The following is an 18981-nucleotide window of genomic DNA, read 5'->3' on the forward strand; positions in this document are numbered from 1 at the left end:
CCGGCGCCGTCCCGGTTACCAAGTCAGGATTCGGGAGCGTTCGCGCGCCAGTACGCCTGCGCCTTCACCCCGGTCTTGCCGAGCTTGTAGTCGTTCTTGAACGAGCCCGACACCGCGCGGGTCGCCTTCATGTCGAGCGCGACCCAACCGAAGTGACCGGTCGCATCGAACGCCGCGCCCTGCACGGCCTCGATGAGGGCATCGCCGTCGCGGTCCCGCTTCACCCAGTTGATGGTGTCCTGGTCACGCAGCCGCAGCGGTAGGGCCTTGTCGGATTCGTGGGCGTACTCGAACCACACCGTGGCCGGCACGGACGGGTCCGTCGACGCCGAGATCGCGTCGAGCAACGAATTGAGGGCCGGCAGGGCCGCGGCGTCACCGGCGATCAACCAGCCCTTGGGAGCCGGTTCCGGAATCGCGAACTTGGAGCCCATGAACGTCGAAGAGATGGTGTCGCCCGGCTCGGCGGACAGCGCCCATCGGGTCGCCGCGCCGTCGTGGATGGCGAACTCGAGGTAGAACGAATCGTCCGACGGGTCCGGATCGACCAGGGTGTACGCGCGCTGATGCAGCTTGCCGTGCTTGTTCTCGAACCAGATCCGCACCCACATCGTCGGATGAACCGGACGATCCGTGAGCAGACCTCCGCCGGTGAATCCGAGGCGGATGTACTCGTCGGTGACCTTCTCGTTGCTGGTGACGGTCAGCTCGTAATCGTCCGCACCGAGCAGTTTGAGGACGGCGCCCTGCCATCCACGCGACTTGGTCTTCGTCGACTCCACCATGAGAACGGCCTTCCCCTCGAGCGATGATCAACCCCAGGCTAGCCTACGCTAACTACGATGTCGGTCCTGCGGACAGACGATCATGCCGGCGCGAGCGGCACGATGCCCGGATGCGCGTCCAGATAGCTCTTGGTGAACGAACACACCGGACGCAGTCGGGCTCCCTGATTGCGCACATACGCGATGGCGCCCACCATCAGGCGCGTTCCGAGCCCGTGACCGGTGTACTCGTCGTAGATGACCGTGTGCAGGATGGTGATGGTCGGGGCGCCGTCCCGGAACTCGGTGTCGTAGCCGAGCACCCCCACGAGGTCGCCGGCCACCCACAGTTCGAACCGGTCGCGGTCCGGATTGTGGACGACCTGAGAGATCTGCTGCAGGATCGCCTGCGCCGACTGTGGTGGCCGATGTCGATTCTTGCGCTGCACGATCCCCTCCTGTACCTGCACTGATGCCACTGCCGGGACTCCCCTCCGCGGTGTTGGCGTGGACCTTGTGATCCCGGTCACAGGGTACCTTACGATTCCGTAACCACGCGCGGATCGGCGAGAAGTTGTTCGCACGGCGAATGAGAAACGCGCCGCGGGCTCGCGTGGTCCTCGACGGCGGCGGCACGTACGATGCTGGGTGGCCCTTCTGGGTCGTACAACTCCACACACGCGGGGGCTCCCACGATCACCGGGGGCTGAGATGGCGACAGGCGGTCGTCGACCGCCCGAACCTGTCCGGGTAATGCCGGCGTAGGGAGCCACATCATGGGAACACCTGTATCCGAATCCGTGCCGAGCGCTGCCGTCACCACGGGACCGATCGAGGGCAGCCACAAGCACTACCTCGAACTCGATCATCTGCGGATCCCCCAGCGGCGTATCGAACTGACCAATGGCGAACACCTCGACGTCTACGACACCTCCGGGCCGTACACCGATGCGACCGCGGCGGTCGACGTCGAGGGCGGGCTCGCGCCGACGCGCGATAGCTGGCAGCGGCCGGACCCGATAGACGGTGCGGCCACCCAACTGGCGTGGGCCCGGGCCGGCCAGGTCACCGACGAGATGCGATTCATCGCCGCACGCGAGGGCGTCGACGTCGAGCTGGTGCGCAGCGAGGTCGCGATCGGCCGGGCCGTCATCCCGGCGAATCATCGGCACCCCGAGTGCGAACCGATGATCATCGGCAAGAGGTTCGCGGTGAAGGTCAACGCCAACATCGGCAATTCGGCGGTCAGCAGCTCGATCGCCGAGGAGGTGGAGAAGATGGTGTGGGCGACCCGGTGGGGCGCCGACACCATCATGGACCTGTCCACCGGCAAGGACATCCACACGACCCGCGAGTGGATCATGCGGAACTCGCCGGTGCCGGTGGGTACCGTCCCGATCTATCAGGCGCTCGAGAAGGTCAAGGGCGATCCGACCGCGCTCACGTGGGAGATCTACCGCGACACCGTGATCGAGCAGGCCGAGCAGGGCGTCGACTACATGACGGTGCATGCCGGTGTGCTGCTTCGGTATGTCCCGCTGACCGCACGCCGGGTGACCGGCATCGTGTCGCGGGGCGGGTCGATCATGGCCGCGTGGTGCCTGGCGCATCACGAGGAGTCGTTCCTCTACACGCACTTCGCCGAGCTGTGTGAGATCTTCCGGCGTTACGACATCACATTCTCCCTCGGCGACGGATTGCGACCGGGTTCGATCGCCGACGCCAACGACGAGGCGCAGTTCGCGGAGTTGCGGACGCTTGGCGAGCTGACCGGGATCGCGAAGTCCTTTGGCGTGCAGGTGATGATCGAGGGTCCGGGACACGTGCCGATGCACAAGATCGCGGAGAATGTTCGGCTCGAGGAGGAACTGTGCGAGGAGGCGCCCTTCTACACCCTCGGGCCGCTGGCCACCGACATCGCACCCGCCTACGACCACATCACCTCGGCGATCGGCGCCGCCATGATCGCGCAGGCCGGCACCGCGATGCTGTGTTACGTCACCCCGAAAGAGCATCTGGGTCTGCCCAACCGCGACGACGTCAAGGTCGGTGTCATCACCTACAAGATCGCCGCCCATTCGGCCGACCTGGCGAAGGGACACCCCGGCGCGCAGCAGCGTGACGACGCATTGTCGAAGGCCCGCTTCGAATTCCGGTGGACCGACCAGTTCAATCTGGCGCTGGATCCCGACACCGCGCGGGAGTATCACGACGAGACGATGCCCGCCGAACCGGCCAAGACCGCGCATTTCTGCTCGATGTGTGGACCGAAGTTCTGCTCGATGCGTATCTCCGCCGACGTGCGTACGTATGCCGAGGAGAACGGGCTGGTGACCGCCGAGGACATCGACCGCAAGATCGCGCAGGAGATGGCGGCGAAGTCGGCCGAGTTCGCCGAGTCGGGCAACCGCGTCTACCTGCCACTCGAGGCGACCGCCGGTTCATGACAGATCTCGGATTGCCCACCGCCGCACCGGGTGTCACGCCTGTTCGGGTGATGACCATCGCCGGTTCGGACTCGGGCGGCGGTGCGGGAATCCAGGCCGACATGCGCACCTTCGCCCTTCTCGGTCTGCACGCGTGCGTGGCGGTCACTGCGGTGACGGTGCAGAACTCGCTGGGCGTACAGGGTTTTCAGGAGATCGCGCCGGAGACCGTGGCGGCGCAGATGCACAGCGTGGTCTCCGACATCGGGATCGGGGCCGCCAAGACCGGCATGCTCGCCTCGGCGCCGATCATCGAAGCGGTCGGACAGGCGTGCGTCGAGCTCGGGATCGGGCGCGACGGTGCGGTGCCACTCGTCGTCGATCCGGTCTGCGCGTCGATGCACGGCGACCCGCTCCTGGCAACCGAGGCTCTGGAGACGTTGCGGTCCACGCTGATCCCCCTGGCCACGGTGGTGACGCCGAACCTCGACGAGGTTCGGCTCATCACCGGCATCGACGTCGTGGATGGCCAGACCCAACGGGCGGCGGCGTATGCGTTGCACGAGTTGGGCGCGCGCTGGGCGCTGGTGAAGGGCGGACACCTCAGGTCCAGTGACCGTAGTCCCGATCTGTTGTTCGACGGTACCGACTTCCACGAGTTCGATCATCCGCGGATCGACACCCCGCACGACCACGGTGCCGGCGACACCCTTGCCGCCGCCACGGCCGGCGCACTCGCCCACGGGTACACGGTGCCCGACGCAGTCGATTTCGCCAAGCGTTGGGTCACGCGCGGACTGGAGGCCGCATATCCGCTCGGCGCAGGTCACGGTCCGGTCAATCCGCTGTGGCGGGTCTCGGAGAGCTGACTTGGGTCCGGTCTCGTGCCGCATCGACCGCCGACCTCATGAGCGTCACCGCTGACGTAGGGATATCTGGATTATCCAGTTGTCCGGTGCTGGGCGGTGACGCTCATGTCGTGAGTCCCGCAGACCTCCGACGCCGGCACCGGCACCGCGCACTTCACCCGAAACGTATGACACCGGGCCCGCGGTGACCGACGAACCTTCGACTCCGCGGACGCCCCGGAACGCCACGACCTCCAGTACTTCGAGATGGCCGGCAACCGCGGCATCTACTTCAAGGGCTGGAGCGCCGTCACTCGGCACAGCACGCCGTGGCTGCCACACGAGGAACTCCCCGCCCTCGACGACGACGTTTGGGAGCTCTATGACGGCAGCAACGACTGGGCCCAGTCCCGCGACCTCGCCGCCGAGCATCCCGATCGGCTCGCTGCACTGCAGCGCCTGTGGCTGATCGAGGCGGTCAAGTACAACGTCCTACCCATCGACGACCGACGGTTCGAACGCCTCAACGCGACCATCGCCGGTCGGCCGCAACTGATCCGCGGCACGAGTCAGGTCCTGTTCCCCGGCATGAAGCGCCTGTCCGAGCACAGCGTCATCGACGTGAAGAACCGATCCTTCACGGTGACCGCCGCACTCCAGATCCCCGACGACCGTCCCGTCAACGGCGTGATCATTGCGCAGGGCGGCAGATTCGGCGGGTGGGCGGTCTACGTCGTCGACGGGTGTTCGCGGTTCGTCTACAACCTGCTGCATATGCAGGAGTTCACCACCTCGTCGGACGAGCCACTGGCGAGCGGCGCCCACCAGGTGCGCATCGAGGTCGTCCAGATCGACGTCGGAGCCCACGACCACACCCACCTGATCGATCCGGCAGACGTCGCCCGGGTGGCCATCTCCCGGCAGTGAGGCCGGCCGCCGCATCCGGTCACTTCTGCCAGCCGATGTCCTCGACCGGACCGACGTTGAACTGTCCCGCACCGTAGTTGGCGAGGTCTTCTTTCACCGCCACCATCGACGGGCCGTTGAACAGCGGCAGGTCGGAGTACTGGGCGAAGGCCTGCCGCTCGACCTTGTTCCCCGCCGCGATCTGCTGCATCGGATCGGGAATGGCGGCGACGCGGGCGATCTCGGCATCGAGTTCCGGGTAGCCTGCACCCGCCTTGTTCAACTGGGAGCCCTCGCACCACGTCTGACAGAGGTAGGCCATGCCGAACGGATCACTGGACGCGAAGCCCATCAGGAAGAGATCGAACTCCTTGTTGACGACGACCTTCGAGAAGTCCGACGACGGTCGCTGCGCGATGACGACATCGACGCCGATCTTCTTCAGGATCGCCTGGAACGCCCGTGCGAGATTCTGTATCGCCGGGGCGTCGGACAGAATGGGGAGCGTCAGCGCCAGCCGGCGTCCGTCCTTGACCCGGACCCCGTCGTCACCGACCACCCAACCGGCCTCGTCGAGAAGCGCTGCGGCGCGTCCCGCGTCATAGTCGATGACGCCCTTGACGTTGTCCTCGTAGCCCGGCTGGAAGGAGTACATCTGCAGTGACCCCGGCAACGGCTCGGTGTAGTTCAGGCCGGTGAATCGGATGCGCGCCAGGGTTTCCCGATCGACGCCCCGCAGGACGGCCTCGCGGACCCGCCGGTCGGCGAGGATCGGGGTATCGAGATTCACCACGAGAAGCGACTGCTGCGGTGCGGCCGCGGTTCGGATGTCGACACCGCCCATCGTGATCACCTGGGCGCGGGAATCCTTGCTGGCCACTCCGATCGCGTCGATCTCGCCGTTGCGGAACGCATTGATGGCCGCCTGGTCCTCCATCTGCCGGAAGACACGACGGTCCAGTTTGCCGCGATTACCCCACCATTGCGGATTGCGCTTGAACACCACCACGCCCGTGTTCTGGTCGTACGAATCGATGGTGTACGGGCCTGCACCCCATTCGGGGTGAGGATTCTGCAGGTATGCGGTGTTGTAGACATCCGCGGAATTCACCTTCGGGTGCAGGAGGATGTTGAACAACCCGTCGGGCCAGGCCCAGACCCCCTTGAACCGGACGACGGCCTGCCGATCGTCGACGCCGCGGGTGACCGATTCGATCTGGTCGTAGCCGTCGGTGGCACTGACGATGTAATTCGGATCGGTTCCGCTGCTGGTGCGCCAGGTGTTGACGAACGCCCGGTAGTCGATCGGCGTGCCGTCGTTGTAGTGGGCCTTCGGATTCACGGTGTAGGTCACGACGGTCTTGCCGTCCACCAACTCCTTTCGGACGTCGGTCAGGAAGTCGCGATTGAACGAGTAGGTGCCGTCCGGGGCGAAGTAGGCCAATGTCGGGTTGTACCACCGCCACATCAGCAGCGTGTAGGCCGTTCCGTCGGCGTGGAAGGTGTTCCACTGCGGACTCACCTCGGTGATCGCGGTGGTGAGGCTTCCACCGTCACGAAGATTCTCGCGTGACTGCGGATTCAGGTCGGCGCCGGTGGTGGAGATCGCCGAGTCATCGAGTGCCACACCGCACCCCGACAGTCCCAGCAACGCCACCACCACGGCGAGGATCGCCGTCAGTCGCTTCACGACACCTCCCTCGACACCGGCATCCGCTCGCTGAAATGACAGGCGGCCTGCTGGTCCGTGGCCGACGTCCGGAGGTCGGGGACCTCGCCACGACAGCGGCCCTGCTCCGATTCTCCGAGTGTCAGATACAGCGGGCACCGCCCGGCGAACGCGCAACCACTGATCTCGGCGCTGGGGCTCGGCTGCTCGCCGCGCAGCACGATCGGGGTCCGCGCCCGCTCCACCCGCGGATCCGGCACCGGCACCGCCGACAACAGTGCCTGCGTGTACGGATGCGCGGGATCGTCGAACACCGCGGCCGTCGGTCCGGTCTCGACGAATCGGCCCAGATACATCACCGCGACCCGATCCGCCATGTGCCGGACCACCGAGAGATCATGAGCCACCACCAGATACGACACATTGCCGTCGGCCTGCAACCGTCGGATCAGGTTGACGATGTCGGCCTGCACCGAGACGTCGAGTGCCGACAGCGGTTCGTCGAGGATGATGAGCTTCGGATCGGTGGCCAGGGCCCGGGCGATGGCCAGTCGCTGTCGCTGCCCACCGGAGAAGGCGGATGGATAGCGGTCGGCATGTGCCGGATCGAGGCCCACCCGCCGGAGCAGCCCGGTCACCCGCTCCGCCGTGTCGCCCCGGGACAGACCCAATGCACGCAGCGGTTCGGCGACGATGTCGAAGGCGGTGAACCGCGGGTCCAACGCTTCTGACGGATCCTGGAAGACGATCGACAGATCACGACGCAACACCCTGGCCCCGCGACGGGACAACTCGGCCGGGTCGGTGCCCGCGATACGGACGACCCCAGACGGCTGCGCGAAATCCATCACCTCCAGCAGCGTCGTCGACTTCCCGCTGCCGGACTCCCCGACGATTGCCAGCGTCTCCCCCTGCCGGATGTCGAAGGACACGCCGTCGACTGCCCGCACCGTCCCGACGCGGCGCCTGAGAAGTCCGGTGGTGAGAGCGAACTCCTTGCGCAACCCGGTCACCGACAGCACGACGGGCCGCGCCCCCGACCCGACCTCGCCGCGGTCATCCTCCTGTATATCGGGAACACCGAACACCGGTGAGCCGTCGATGGTTCCCTCGACCGAGATCTCCGCCGAACGGATGCAGGCGGCCAGGTGCTCGGGCGTCCCGGGGCGTCCCGGGGGATCGACCGGCTCCAATGCCGGTTCCCCGCTGCGACATCCGTCGACGGCGATGGGGCACCGCGGGGCGAACTGGCAGGCGTCGGCCGGATCGATGAGCATCGGCGGCGTGCCCGGAATCGGCGTCAGCGCGTGCGACACCCGGTCCACCCGCGGCATGGCACCGAGGAGCCCGATCGTGTACGGCATACGTGGGGCCGCGAACAGTGGGTCGACGGCGGCTCGCTCGACGGCCCGGCCGCCGTACATGACCACCACATCGTCGGCGGTGCCGGCCACCACACCGAGGTCATGGGTGATGAGCACCATCGCCGCACCGGTCTCGTCGCGCGCCGTGCGCAGCAGCGAGAGGATCTGCGCCTGGATCGTCACGTCGAGCGCGGTGGTCGGCTCGTCGGCGATGATCACCGCCGGATCGTTGGCGATCGCCATCGCGATCATCACCCGCTGACGCATCCCGCCGGAGAGTTCATGGGGGAACGCGCTCACCCGACGGGCGGGATCGGGGATACCGACGAGGTCGAGCAGTTCCACGGCGCGGGCCGTCGCCGCCTTGCGCGTGATGTCCTGATGCGCCTGCAGCGCCTCGACGATCTGCGCGCCGACGCTGAACACCGGAGTGAGCGACGACAGCGGGTCCTGGAAGATCATCGAGATCTCCCGGCCGCGCACGTCGGACATCGCCTTGTCGCCCAGACCGATGAGTTCTCGGCCGCTCAGCGACACCGACCCCCGCACCACGGCCGTCTCCGGCAACAGCCCGAGCACCGCCAACGCCGACACCGACTTCCCCGAACCGGACTCCCCCACCACCGCCAGCGTGGCGGACGGCGTGACGTCGAAGGACAGTCCCCGTACCGCTTCCACCCGCCCGGCCTCGGACCCGAACGACACGTGCAGGTCCCGCACCGAGAGGACCGGGGACACACCGCCTTCGCTCATGCCCGGGCCCCCGATCCCGACGTGGGGTCGAGCGCGTCGCGCAGTCCGTCGGCGATGAGTGCCATCGACACCGTCAGCAAGGTCAGGACGGCGGCCGGGAAGTAGAACAACCACGGCGACGCGAACAGCGCGCCGGCACCGGACTGCAGCAGGGCGCCGAGCGTGACGTCGGGGACCTTGACGCCGAGCCCGAGGAACGAGAGCCCGGTCTCGGCGAGCACGGTCGCGACCACGCCGAGGGCGAAGTTGATCACCAGCAGCGAGGCGAGGTTCGGCAGGATGTGCCGTGCCACGATGGTCAACGGCGGCTCACCCAGATACTTTGCGGCAGAGACATAGTCACGCTCCCGAATGGACTGGGCCATCGAATGGATGATGCGCGCCAACATCATCCAGCCGGTCAGCGTGAGCACCACGATCAGCCACCGCCAGTCGCCGCCGGTCTTGTTCGAGATCAGCGCGAGGATGAGGAAGGTCGGCACCACGAGCAGCAGGTAGATGATCCCCAGGATCACCCGCTGCACCCAGCCGCCGAAGTAGGCGGCCAGCGCACCGACGAATGCGGCGATCACCGTGGTGCCCAACGAGACCGACAATGCGATGATCAGCGACCGCTGCAGCCCGTGCACCACCTGGGCGTACAGGTCGTTGCCGGCATCGTTGGTGCCTAACCAGTGTCCCGACGACGGCGGGAAACCGATCGCCAGGAAGTCGGTGTCGGTGTAGGACCACGACGTGAACAGCCCACCGAAGAGTGCGAACGCGACCAACAGCACGAAGATGACCAGACCGACCAGCGCGGAACGATTGCGGGCGAACCGCTTCGCGATCAGCGCCACCCGGCCGGTCCTGCGTCGGGCGATCGGCGTCTCGAGGCTGTCCTCGATCGGGCCGACACCGTCGGCGAGCAGTCCGCCCGTCTCGCTCATGATGGGGGCGGTGGCGGTGGGATCGTGACCGCTCGCGCGGTCGGGCCGATTGGGCTCCGGGGGCAATGTCGTCATCGCGGCACCTGCATGTCAGTTCACCCGCACCCGGGATCGAGATAGACCACGGCGAGGTCGGCGAGGATCGCGCCGACCGCGGTGGCCAGGGCACCGAAGGCGGCGACGGCCACCGCGCCGTACACGTCGTTGGTGTTGATGGACGTCACGAAGTACCGCCCCATCCCCTCCCAGCCGAAGATCGTCTCGGTGATCACCGCGCCGGTGAACACGGCGGGGATGGCGAACGCGACGCCGACGGCGACCGGGATGATGGCCGTCCGCAATGCGTGTCGCCGAACCGCGACGCCTCGGGTGAGGCCTTTGGCGCGGGCGGTGCGCACATAGTCGGCGTTGATCGTGTCGAGGAGCAACGAGCGCTGCAGCAGATGCAGACCGGCGTACTGGACGACGACCAGGGTGATCGTCGGCAGTATTAGGTGTTTGAGTCGGTCGAACAACACCGGGAAGAAGCCGTGCACGTCGACGCTCGACGACCCGGCCACACAGACGACGGTGTGCCCGACCTGTTGATTGACCGCGATGCCGAGGAGCACCACGGCGAGACCGGCGACCGCGACCGGGATGTTGATCATCACGATGGAGACGAGTTGCCAAGCGCGGTCGGCCAATCGGTAGTGGCGCAGCGCGGTGTAGACGCCCAGTGCGATCCCGAGCAACGTCGCGAGCACGGTGGCGCCCGCGAGCAACTGCACCGATGACCACAGCCGGAACCCGACCTGGGCGTTCACGCTGGTCCCGACCGGCGTCGAGCCCCAATCCCAGTGCAACAGAATATCGGTCAGCCAGGTCCACCAGCGTTCGAGGATCGGCGTCTTGTCGTTGAGGTTGTAACTCGTCAACGTGTTGTCGACGATCGCCGGTGGCAGTGGGGGCTTGCGCTCGGCGTAGTTGGACCGCGGGTTGAGGAACCAGGACGCCAGGAAGAAGGTCAGGTTGGTGGCCACGAAGACAAGGACCGCCCAGGCGGCGATGCGCTTGCACAGGTAACCGATCACCTATGACCTCTGACTCGTGGCTGGACAACGACTCCGACCATCGCGGGGGCGGTCCGCCGGCCGTGGTCGACTCATTGTGTCAGCGAGAGGGCGGATTCGCCGGGTTCTGCGCGACGCCGGATCAACGCGACGATAATCGGTGGACATGGCCTGGAATTATCTGATGGACATGGACGGTGTACTCGTCAGCGAGGAGCACCTGATACCCGGTGCCGATGCGTTTCTCGCCGAGCTACGCGCCGACGAGACGCCCTTCATCGTGCTGACGAACAACTCGATCCGCACCGCGCGCGATCTACGGGCCCGACTCCGCATCGGTCTCGACGTCCCGGAGGCGTCGATCTGGACGTCGGCGCTGGCCACCGCACGATTCCTGGAATCACAGCGACCGGGCGGATCGGCGTACGTCGTCGGCGAATCCGGCCTCACCACTGCGCTGCACGAGATCGGCTACGTGATCACCGACTCCGATCCCGACTACGTGGTGCTCGGCGAGACGCGTACGTACTCGTTCGAGGCGATCACCACCGCGATCCGCCTCGTGGAACGGGGCGCCCGGTTCATCGCGACCAATCCGGACGCGACCGGGCCGTCGGCGGGCGGGTCGTTGCCCGCGACCGGAGCGGTCGCCGCCCTGATCACCCGGGCCACCGGCCGCGAACCCTACTACGTGGGCAAACCGAATCCGCTCATGATGCGCTCGGCGTTGCGCCAGATCGGCGCGCACTCGGAGAACACGCTGATGATCGGCGACCGCATGGACACCGACGTCATCTCCGGACTCGAAGCCGGGCTCCAGACCATCCTGGTCCTGACGGGGATCTCCACGCCGGCGTCGGTCGAGCTGTATCCCTACCGCCCCACCCGCGTGCTCGATTCCGTCGCCGACCTCGTCGGACACACCCAGGATCCCTTCGGAACCCAGCTCGACCGTGCCCAACAGCTCTGACGGTGCCAACAGAACGCCGACCGCGTCCAGAGCAGAACTCTGAACACGGTCGGCGTGAAGCTGCGCCTGCTCGGCGCGGAAAGGGACGGGCGTACTACCCGAGCGCCTTGGCCTTCAGCGCGTCGAACTCCTGCTGGGTGATGGCACCCGAGTCGAGCAGCGACTTGGCGTCCGAGATCTGCTGCGCGGGCGTCGAACCGGCAACCGACTTGATGTACTGGTCGGAGGCCTGCTTGGCCTCGGAGTAGGCCTCACGCTGACGCTCGGCCATACCGCGACCCTTGGCGAGCAGGTACACGATCGCCGTGATGTACGGAAGGATGACCAGGAAGATCACCCAGATGGCCTTCACCCATCCGGATGCACCCTTGTCACGGAACAGATCAGCGATGATGTGCCACAGGACGATCAGGTACGCGACGAACGCGAAAATGACGACGGTGTACCAGATGAAGTCCCAGAACGAGTCCCACATGGGAATGCTCCTTGCATGTTCGGATAGGCCGACGGTGATCGTCGGCGCGTGAAAAGCTTCTCACAGCACCTACCCCGGGGCATCCGTTGACTACGATTCGCTCTCATGGAACTGGGCCTTGACACCTTCGGCGACATCACGGTGGACGACACCGGGACTCCGCTGACCGCGGCACACACGCTGCGCAATCTTCTCGACCAGGCGGTACTCGCCGACGAGGTGGGCGTGGATTTCCTCGGTGTCGGCGAACACCATCGCGACGACTATTCGGTCTCGGCCCCGGAGGTGGTCCTCGGCGCGATCGCCGCCCGCACCTCCCGGATCCGGCTCGGGTCTGCGGTGACCGTGCTCAGCTCCGACGACCCGATCCGCGTGTTCGAGCGGTTCTCGACGGTGGACGCACTGTCGGCCGGCCGGGCGGAGGTGATCCTCGGCCGCGGGTCGTTCACCGAGTCGTTCCCGCTCTTCGGTTACGACCTCGCCGACTACGAGGACCTGTTCACCGACAAACTGTCGCTGTTCGCGGCGCTCCGCACCGGCGAACCGGTCACCTGGTCCGGCTCGACGCGGACCCCGCTGTCCGGTCAGACCGTGTATCCGCAACTGGCCGGACCGCCGCTGCCGACGTGGATCGCCGTCGGCGGCAGCCCGGAATCGGTGGTTCGCGCAGCCTCCTACGGCCTACCGCTGATGCTCGCGATCATCGGCGGTGAGCCGCTCCGGTTCGCCCCGTACGTCGACCTGTACCGGCGCGCCCTCGCCGAACTCGAGCAGCCCACCGACCTGCCGGTGGGCGTCCACTCGCCCGGACATGTCGCGGAGACCGACGAGCAGGCCCGCGACGAACTGTGGCCGCACTACCGGGTCTACGTCGAGCGCATCGGACGCGAACGCGGATGGCCGCCGCCGACGCGGATCGAGTTCGAACGATCCGCTGGACCGGCGGGCTCGCTCTACGTCGGGTCGCCGGAGACCGTCGCGGCGAAGATCGCGGCGACGTCGAAGGCGTTGGGATTGAGCCGGTTCGATCTCAAGTACTCGCACGGCACGCTGCCCCACGAGAAGCTCATGCGCAGTGTCGAGCTCTACGGCACACAGGTGATTCCTCGGGTCCGAGACCTGCTCGGCGCCTGAACGTCAGCGCCTACTGAGCGTCAGCGAGAAGTCCCCGGCATCGTCGGTCCAGGTCTGCACGACGTCGAGGCCCGCCTCGGCGAGTTCGGCCGCGAGATCGTCGCGGTCGAACTTGGTACTGATCTCCGTCAGTATCTCGGTGCCCGGCGCCAACCGCCAGTGCCGGTCGACCGCCGCGAAGTACACGTCGATCTCGCGGCGGGCCCGCAGCCACATCTCGATGCGGTGCAACGCCGGATTCCAGCGCGCGATGTGGTCGAAATCGTCGACGTAGAGCCCCTGCGCGTCGAGACCCGTACGCAGGACCTCGATCATGTTGCGGTTGAAATCGGCCGTGACCCCGGCCTTGTCGTTGTACGCGGCGACGAGGCGCCCGGTGTCCTTGATGAGGTCGGCGCCGAGCAGGAAGAAATCGCCCGGGTCGAGGGCAGCCGCGAGCCGCCGCAGGAAATCGGCTCGCTCGGCGGGGTCGAAGTTACCGATGGTCCCACCGAGGAACACCGCGACGCGCGGACCGGCCGCCGGTGGTAGTGCGAGGTCCGGGCTGGTGAAGTCGGCGACCACCGGCGCCACCTCGATGCCCGGATAGTCCTGGGCCAGCACCGCAGCCGACGACTCGAGGATCTCGGTGCTCACGTCGAGCGGCACATAGGTGAACGGGCGGCCCGCCCGCTGTGGTCCCGGCGCCGCCCGGTCCGCGAACGCCGTCAACAGCAGCCGGGTCTTCGTCGAGGTACCCGAACCGAATTCGACCATCATCGTCGCGTCCGTGGCGGCGGCGATCTCGGCGCCGCGCGACCGCAGGATCGCCGTCTCCCGGCGGGTCGGGTAGTACTCCGGCAGGCGGGTGATCTCGTCGAACAGCCGGCTGCCACGTTCGTCGTACAGCCACTTCGTGGGCAGTGTCGGCGGGTCCGCCCACAATCCGGCCACGGCGTCCGCGGCGAGCCGATCATCGATGCTGACGGTCATCGCGCCAACCGTAGTCCGGCGAAGGCCCACCGGGCGCTCGCCGGGAAGAAGTTCCGATAGGTGGCCCGCTCGTGCCCGCGTGGCGTCACCGCGCTGGCACCCCGCAGGACATGCTGGTCGCACATGAACTTGCCGTTGTACTCACCGACCGCGCCGTTGGCCGGGACGAAACCCGGGTACGGCAGATAGGCGCTGGCCGTCCACTCCCACACGTCCCCGATCATCGTGGTGCCGGCCCGGCCGGGGTGACAGCGGGTGGGATCGAGCAGCTGACCGCGGGCGACGTCGCCGGTCACCGCCGCCGCCTCCCACTCGAACTCCGTGGGCAGGCGGGCTCCCGCCCAGCGCGCATAGGCGTCGGCCTCGTAGAAGGAGACATGTACGACGGGTTCGTCGAGGACCAGCCTGCGGCGGCCCGACAGCGTGAATGTGGTCCACTCGCCGTCGGTGAACTGCCAGTAACCCGGTGCCTCCCAGCCGGTCTCACGGATGTGTGCCCAACCGTCGGAGAGCCAGAGCTCCGGCCGCCGGTACCCGTCGTCGGCGATGAACGCCAGCCATTCCGCGTTGGTGACCGCACGCTCGGCGATCTCGAAGTCCTCCAGGAACACCCGATGACGCGGACCCTCGTTGTCATAGGCGAAGCCAGTCCCGCTCCCGGCGCCGTTCGATTTCGGCCCGCTCGCTTCGCTCCCGGCGCCGACCTCCGTGATCCCACCCTGGACCGACCGCCAGGTGAGCGGCTCACGTTCACCGGTCTCGTCGGCCTCGCGGTCGACGTAGACCGGCGCGAACGCATGAGTAGAGAACAGGTGTTTGAGATCCATCAGGATCAGTTCCTGGTGCTGCTGCTCGTGATTGCAGCCGAGTTCGACGAGACCGAGCGCGGCGTCATCGAGTGCGCCACGTTCCAGCGCATCGACCATCGCACTGTCCACGTACTCGCGGTAATGGGTGATGTCCGCGACGCCCGGGCGCGTCACCAACCCCCGATCCGGCCGCGGGTGCCGTGCGCCGACCGCCTCGTAGTAGCTGTTGAAGTGATAGCGGTAGGTCTCGTCGTAGACCGTGTACGACGGATCGGTCCGCAGGATGAACTCTTCGAAGAACCAGGTGACATGCGCCCGATGCCATTTCACCGGACTGGCGTCGGTCATCGACTGCGGGGTCTGGTCCTCGGCCGACAGATTCGCCGTCAGGGTGTCCGTCAACTCCCGGACCTCGAGGAATCTGTCGGCATGTGTCGACCCCGACGATGTCGGTGCCACACGATTGGTGATGCTCACTGGTACCTCCCGCGATTCTGTGCGACCCGGCGCGAGGCCGGTACGGACGGGCAACCCTGGCCTCCATCGTTGCGACGGCGGGAACCGCTGTCAACGACGATGCCGGGGTGCACGTCATCGCATCACACGGCACCGACAAGTTCGCCGCACGCGGTCGCGCACGGTCCACCGCCATCGCATCCCGTCAACCAAAGGTTGACGATCGTGTCGCGTCAACCTACAGTTGACGCATGACGAATCCCGTCCCGATGACCACCGTTCGCCTCGACGACCTGATCACCGCGATCCGGAAGGTGCACGACGACCCACTCGACCAACTGTCGGACGCCGTCATCGCCGCCGATCACCTGGGCGAGGTCGCCGACCATCTCATCGGCCACTTCGTCGATCAGGCGCGGCGGGCCGGCGCGTCCTGGACCGAGATCGGGACCAGCATGGGCGTCAGCAAGCAGGCCGCGCAGAAGCGCTTCGTCCCACGCGCCCCGCGGGCCGAGACGTCGCTGAGCGACGAATCGAACCCGTTCGCGAGGTTCACGCCACGCGCCCGAAACGTGGTGGCCGAGGCCAACAACCTCGCCATCGCCGAGTACAGCGCGACCGTCACCCCCGAACATCTCGCACGCGGCTTCGCCGTGGCCCCGGAGTCGGTGGCCGACCTGACCCTGCGCGCGCAGGGCGTGGAACTCGGCGCACTGGTCGCCGCGTGTACGCCTGAGGCCCGCGCCGTCGACGAGACCGACGGCGAGCAGAAATCGCTTGTGCCCTTCGACGATCGATCCAAGTCGGTACTCGAGACCACGGTGACGACGGCACTCGAGATGGGCCACAACTACGTCGGCACCGAGCACATCCTGCTCGCCCTCTACACCGACCCGACCATGGCCGCGACCCTGGAATCACTCGGAGTCCACGCCGAACCCGCGCGGGCATTCATCGTCGAGACACTGGAGCAGCTGTCCCACTGACGCCGGGCCCCGCAGTGGCGCAAGGGCTCTGGGGCCCCGATCAGTCCCGGTTCCCCTCCGCCTCTTCGGATTCCTCGACGGTGTCGACGTCGATGTAGTGCACGGCGGCCTCCTCGGCCGAGGCGCCTGCACCGTCGATGCCGGCGTCGGTGGCGACGGATTCCTGCTCGTCGTCGACGCCCGTGCCCTCGTCGGGTGCGATCAGCCTGCCGGCCCGTCCCCCGCCCGCCTGATCGACGTCGTCGTAGTCGTCGTTGCGATCGGATTCGTGTGAACGCCAGTCCTTTACGATGTCGTCGAGTGGATCCGTCGCGCCGACGTCGGGTTCTTCCTCGGACAGCTTCTCATCGAGGGTCTCGCCTTCGCGTTGCTCCTGAGCGGTGAGCCCGCGACGCGCGCCACTCGGCCGATGGTCGGGCGGCGAGTATCCCTCGTCGAGGACGTCGTCGAGCCCCCGGTCGTCGAGCGTGTCCTCCGGTTGGAGTTGGTCGTCGTCGTCGAGGCTGTACTCGCCGTCGGAGCCTTCTGGGGTGCTGCCGATGTCACTCACACGGTTCACGATGCCAGTCCTGGTGTGATGAGGCCACCCGTCGATGTGACGCGCTTCACCTGAAATGCCGTTCAGGCGGAGAATTCGTCGATCATTGGCGCGACGCGTGCCGAGAAACACTGTTGACCATGGTCGGTGTTCCGTATCCTCCCTGCCATGACCACACCGCCCGATCCTCACAATCCCGGCACGCCGGGCCCCGACCAGGGACCCGGTGCAGACCCCGGGCAGACCCCGGACCCGAACGCCGGCGGCACCCCGCCGCCGTCGTATCCGCCGCCGGGTTCGTATCCGCCGCCGGGCTCCACTCCTCCGCCGCCTCCGCCGCCGGGGGCCGGTTACCCGCCGCCCGGCTCCTATCCGCCTCCGGGCTCGAACCCGCCGCCGGGGGGCTCCTATCCCCCACCACCCCCGCCGCCGGGATACGGCGCTCCGCAGGACGGTGGCTACGGCCAGCAGCCTCCGGGTGGATACGGCCAGCCCGCACCGGGTTACGGCGCTCCGGGTGCCTACGGCACCGCCGCGTTCGGGGCACCGCCGGCCGCACAGTTCTCCGTCGGTGACGCCATCAGCTACGGGTGGAATCGCTACAAGGAGAACGCGCTGACGTGGATCCTGATGGTCCTCATCGCCGGTGTCATCACCGGTGTCCTCAGCGGAATCGGCAACTACAGCGGCAGTCTGTGGGTGTCGATCGTCTTCAGCATCATCTCCGCGATCGTCGGATACGTCTTCCAGGGCGCGTTCGTGCGCGGCGCGCTGGACGAGATCAGCGGCACCAAACCCGATGTCGGCGCCTTCTTCCGACTCAGCTTCGGCCCGGTGATCGTCACCGCCCTGCTGGTGACCATCGGTACCTACATCGGCCTGATCCTGCTGATCATCCCGGGCATCATCTTCGCGTTCCTCAGTTACTGGTCGCTGACCTTCGTCGTCGATCGGGATGTCGATCCGATCACCGGCATCAAGGAGAGCTTCTCGGTCATCAGCAAGAACGTCGGACCGCTGTTCCTGCTCGCCCTGGCCAGCATCGGCCTGAACATCGTCGGCGCCATCCTGTGCCTCGTCGGACTGTTGGTGACCATCCCGGTCACCATCATCGCGAGCACCTACGCGTACCGGTTCTTCACCGGTGGGCAGATCGCCCCGGTCGGCTTCGCCGCACCGACGGCACCGCCGCCCTACCCGCCCCAGCAGTACTGATCTCGGCGCCGACACCGGCGATCGACGGCATCGACTCGGCCGCCACCCATTCGGGTGGCGGCCGAGTCGTTTCGGTCGAAACTGCCCGCATGACCCCGGCGGCGACGACAATCGAGACATGATCGAGGAGATGCAGGACGAGGCCGAGGCACTCCTCTCGGCGGGCGAGTTCACCCACGCGCTGGCCGAGTTCTCGGTGCTGCGCGAGATCCGGTCGCGCCGCGAGGGTCCCTACTCGATCATGTACCTGTCGAACCTGCACGACTGCGTCCGCTGCATGTCCCACCTGCAGCTGTGGGCGGACTCCACCCCGTTGTGCCGTGAGTTGCACGGCAAGTACCTGCGCACCCACGGACCGGCCCAGTCGGACACCGTCGACGTGGCCAAGCACTGGGCCTGGGCACTGCTTCATCTGCACGACTACCCGCCGGCCGTCCGCCTGTACCTCACGACCGCCGACGCCTTGTGGGACGAGGACCCCGACCAGGCCCGTCGCCTGCTCGCGGCGGCCGTCGCGCATCGTGCCGACGCCGACCCCCTGACGATGATCGGGCCGGACGCCACGGTCGTCGAGAGCCGTCGACTGGCCCACGGTCAGGATGTGCTGATCGCGCTGAACGGATTGATCGCCGACTTCGGTGACGACGCCACGAGGGCCAGGGCGTCGATCACCATCGACGGCCTGGCCCTCGCCTGACTCCTCGTCCGCGTCGCG

The 18981-nt window shown here is 67.1% G+C and carries 18 protein-coding genes; 8 read left to right on the forward strand and 10 right to left on the reverse strand.

The features are described from left to right. Window positions 1-23 precede the first annotated feature (23 nt). Window positions 24-785, reverse strand: a complete 762-nt coding sequence (locus tag D7316_RS14255; protein ID WP_124708828.1) for a siderophore-interacting protein — start codon at window positions 783-785, stop codon at window positions 24-26. 80 nt (window positions 786-865) lie between these two features. Beyond that, window positions 866-1213 (reverse strand): GNAT family N-acetyltransferase, encoded by a 348-nt coding sequence (locus tag D7316_RS14260; protein WP_124711345.1) that lies wholly within the window; start codon window positions 1211-1213, stop codon window positions 866-868. Window positions 1214-1540: 327 nt separating this feature from the next. Between D7316_RS14260 and thiC the strand changes: the two genes are divergently transcribed. The 3 genes from thiC to D7316_RS14275 all read left to right on the forward strand — a co-directional run bounded on the left by thiC (window position 1541) and on the right by D7316_RS14275 (window position 4965). Beyond that, complete coding sequence (gene thiC, locus D7316_RS14265) at window positions 1541-3211, forward strand: phosphomethylpyrimidine synthase ThiC (protein WP_124708829.1); 1671 nt, start codon at window positions 1541-1543, stop codon at window positions 3209-3211. Further along, entirely contained in the window at window positions 3208-4059 is an 852-nt protein-coding gene (gene thiD / locus D7316_RS14270; protein ID WP_124708830.1) for a bifunctional hydroxymethylpyrimidine kinase/phosphomethylpyrimidine kinase, read from the forward strand. Before thiC ends, thiD begins: the two co-directional genes overlap by 4 nt. A gap of 246 nt (window positions 4060-4305) precedes the next feature. Continuing rightward, the gene (locus tag D7316_RS14275; RefSeq protein ID WP_232016916.1) at window positions 4306-4965 is read left to right on the forward strand and encodes a hypothetical protein; all 660 of its coding nucleotides are present in this window, start codon (window positions 4306-4308) and stop codon (window positions 4963-4965) included. 19 nt (window positions 4966-4984) lie between these two features. Here D7316_RS14275 and D7316_RS14280 read toward each other — a convergent pair whose 3' ends face one another. The 4 genes from D7316_RS14280 to D7316_RS14295 are packed head-to-tail and all read right to left on the reverse strand — an operon-like array spanning window position 4985 to window position 10732. Further along, window positions 4985-6634 (reverse strand): ABC transporter family substrate-binding protein, encoded by a 1650-nt coding sequence (locus D7316_RS14280; RefSeq protein ID WP_124708831.1) that lies wholly within the window; start codon window positions 6632-6634, stop codon window positions 4985-4987. Beyond that, window positions 6631-8730, reverse strand: coding sequence for an ABC transporter ATP-binding protein (locus D7316_RS14285; protein ID WP_124708832.1), 2100 nt, complete (start codon window positions 8728-8730; stop codon window positions 6631-6633). Before D7316_RS14285 ends, D7316_RS14280 begins: the two co-directional genes overlap by 4 nt. Beyond that, on the reverse strand, window positions 8727-9734 hold the full coding sequence (locus D7316_RS14290; protein WP_124708833.1) for an ABC transporter permease: 1008 nt from the start codon (window positions 9732-9734) through the stop codon (window positions 8727-8729). The genes D7316_RS14285 and D7316_RS14290 overlap by 4 nt, the downstream gene beginning before the upstream one ends. Window positions 9735-9754: 20 nt before the next feature. After that, window positions 9755-10732, reverse strand: coding sequence for an ABC transporter permease (locus D7316_RS14295; protein WP_124708834.1), 978 nt, complete (start codon window positions 10730-10732; stop codon window positions 9755-9757). Between the two features lie 145 nt (window positions 10733-10877). Here D7316_RS14295 and D7316_RS14300 point away from each other — a divergent pair, with 145 nt between their 5' ends. Continuing rightward, window positions 10878-11681 carry an HAD-IIA family hydrolase gene (locus tag D7316_RS14300; protein ID WP_124708835.1) on the forward strand — a complete coding sequence of 268 codons (804 nt, stop codon included), beginning with the start codon at window positions 10878-10880 and terminating at the stop codon, window positions 11679-11681. A 94-nt stretch (window positions 11682-11775) separates the two neighbouring features. On the opposite strand, the gene D7316_RS14305 is transcribed toward D7316_RS14300, so the two are convergent. Then, entirely contained in the window at window positions 11776-12156 is a 381-nt protein-coding gene (locus D7316_RS14305) for an SHOCT domain-containing protein (RefSeq protein WP_124708836.1), read from the reverse strand. A 105-nt stretch (window positions 12157-12261) separates the two neighbouring features. Between D7316_RS14305 and D7316_RS14310 the strand changes: the two genes are divergently transcribed. Continuing rightward, entirely contained in the window at window positions 12262-13290 is a 1029-nt protein-coding gene (locus tag D7316_RS14310; protein WP_124708837.1) for an LLM class flavin-dependent oxidoreductase, read from the forward strand. 3 nt (window positions 13291-13293) lie between these two features. Here the strand turns inward: D7316_RS14310 and egtD are convergent, their stop codons facing one another. Together egtD and egtB are read right to left on the reverse strand one after the other, a co-directional pair. Then, window positions 13294-14262, reverse strand: coding sequence for an L-histidine N(alpha)-methyltransferase (gene egtD / locus D7316_RS14315; RefSeq protein WP_124708838.1), 969 nt, complete (start codon window positions 14260-14262; stop codon window positions 13294-13296). Then, the gene (egtB, locus tag D7316_RS14320; RefSeq protein WP_124708839.1) at window positions 14259-15548 is read right to left on the reverse strand and encodes an ergothioneine biosynthesis protein EgtB; all 1290 of its coding nucleotides are present in this window, start codon (window positions 15546-15548) and stop codon (window positions 14259-14261) included. The genes egtD and egtB overlap by 4 nt, the downstream gene beginning before the upstream one ends. Window positions 15549-15778: 230 nt before the next feature. Between egtB and D7316_RS14325 the strand changes: the two genes are divergently transcribed. Further along, entirely contained in the window at window positions 15779-16513 is a 735-nt protein-coding gene (locus D7316_RS14325; protein WP_124708840.1) for a Clp protease N-terminal domain-containing protein, read from the forward strand. 40 nt (window positions 16514-16553) lie between these two features. On the opposite strand, the gene D7316_RS14330 is transcribed toward D7316_RS14325, so the two are convergent. Further along, a complete protein-coding gene (locus D7316_RS14330) occupies window positions 16554-17072 on the reverse strand; it encodes a DUF5709 domain-containing protein (protein WP_124708841.1) in 519 nt (172 codons plus the stop codon). Between the two features lie 147 nt (window positions 17073-17219). On the opposite strand from D7316_RS14330, the gene D7316_RS14335 reads away from it, so the two are divergent. Together D7316_RS14335 and D7316_RS14340 are read left to right on the forward strand one after the other, a co-directional pair. Continuing rightward, window positions 17220-18266: a DUF2189 domain-containing protein gene (locus D7316_RS14335; protein ID WP_124708842.1), complete on the forward strand. Its 1047-nt coding sequence runs from the start codon at window positions 17220-17222 to the stop codon at window positions 18264-18266. A gap of 118 nt (window positions 18267-18384) precedes the next feature. Beyond that, a complete protein-coding gene (locus D7316_RS14340; RefSeq protein WP_124708843.1) occupies window positions 18385-18963 on the forward strand; it encodes a hypothetical protein in 579 nt (192 codons plus the stop codon). The last annotated feature ends 18 nt before the right edge of the window (window positions 18964-18981 follow it).

Origin of the sequence: Gordonia insulae (genome assembly GCF_003855095.1) — a bacterium.
Taxonomy (GTDB): Bacteria; Actinomycetota; Actinomycetes; order Mycobacteriales; family Mycobacteriaceae; genus Gordonia; species Gordonia insulae.

What these genes read in the sequence shown, in the direction of transcription:
- D7316_RS14275 (WP_232016916.1), top strand. Translation starts at nt 4,306, where the DNA reads ATGGCCGGCAACCGCGGCATCTACTTCAAGGGCTGGAGCGCCGTCACT.
- D7316_RS14290 (WP_124708833.1), bottom strand. Translation starts at nt 9,734, where the DNA reads ATGACGACATTGCCCCCGGAGCCCAATCGGCCCGACCGCGCGAGCGGT.
- thiC (WP_124708829.1), top strand. Translation starts at nt 1,541, where the DNA reads ATGGGAACACCTGTATCCGAATCCGTGCCGAGCGCTGCCGTCACCACG.
- D7316_RS14340 (WP_124708843.1), top strand. Translation starts at nt 18,385, where the DNA reads ATGATCGAGGAGATGCAGGACGAGGCCGAGGCACTCCTCTCGGCGGGC.
- D7316_RS14300 (WP_124708835.1), top strand. Translation starts at nt 10,878, where the DNA reads ATGGCCTGGAATTATCTGATGGACATGGACGGTGTACTCGTCAGCGAG.
- D7316_RS14310 (WP_124708837.1), top strand. Translation starts at nt 12,262, where the DNA reads ATGGAACTGGGCCTTGACACCTTCGGCGACATCACGGTGGACGACACC.
- D7316_RS14285 (WP_124708832.1), bottom strand. Translation starts at nt 8,730, where the DNA reads ATGAGCGAAGGCGGTGTGTCCCCGGTCCTCTCGGTGCGGGACCTGCAC.
- D7316_RS14335 (WP_124708842.1), top strand. Translation starts at nt 17,220, where the DNA reads ATGACCACACCGCCCGATCCTCACAATCCCGGCACGCCGGGCCCCGAC.
- D7316_RS14255 (WP_124708828.1), bottom strand. Translation starts at nt 785, where the DNA reads ATGGTGGAGTCGACGAAGACCAAGTCGCGTGGATGGCAGGGCGCCGTC.
- egtD (WP_124708838.1), bottom strand. Translation starts at nt 14,262, where the DNA reads ATGACCGTCAGCATCGATGATCGGCTCGCCGCGGACGCCGTGGCCGGA.
- D7316_RS14305 (WP_124708836.1), bottom strand. Translation starts at nt 12,156, where the DNA reads ATGTGGGACTCGTTCTGGGACTTCATCTGGTACACCGTCGTCATTTTC.
- thiD (WP_124708830.1), top strand. Translation starts at nt 3,208, where the DNA reads ATGACAGATCTCGGATTGCCCACCGCCGCACCGGGTGTCACGCCTGTT.
- D7316_RS14325 (WP_124708840.1), top strand. Translation starts at nt 15,779, where the DNA reads ATGACGAATCCCGTCCCGATGACCACCGTTCGCCTCGACGACCTGATC.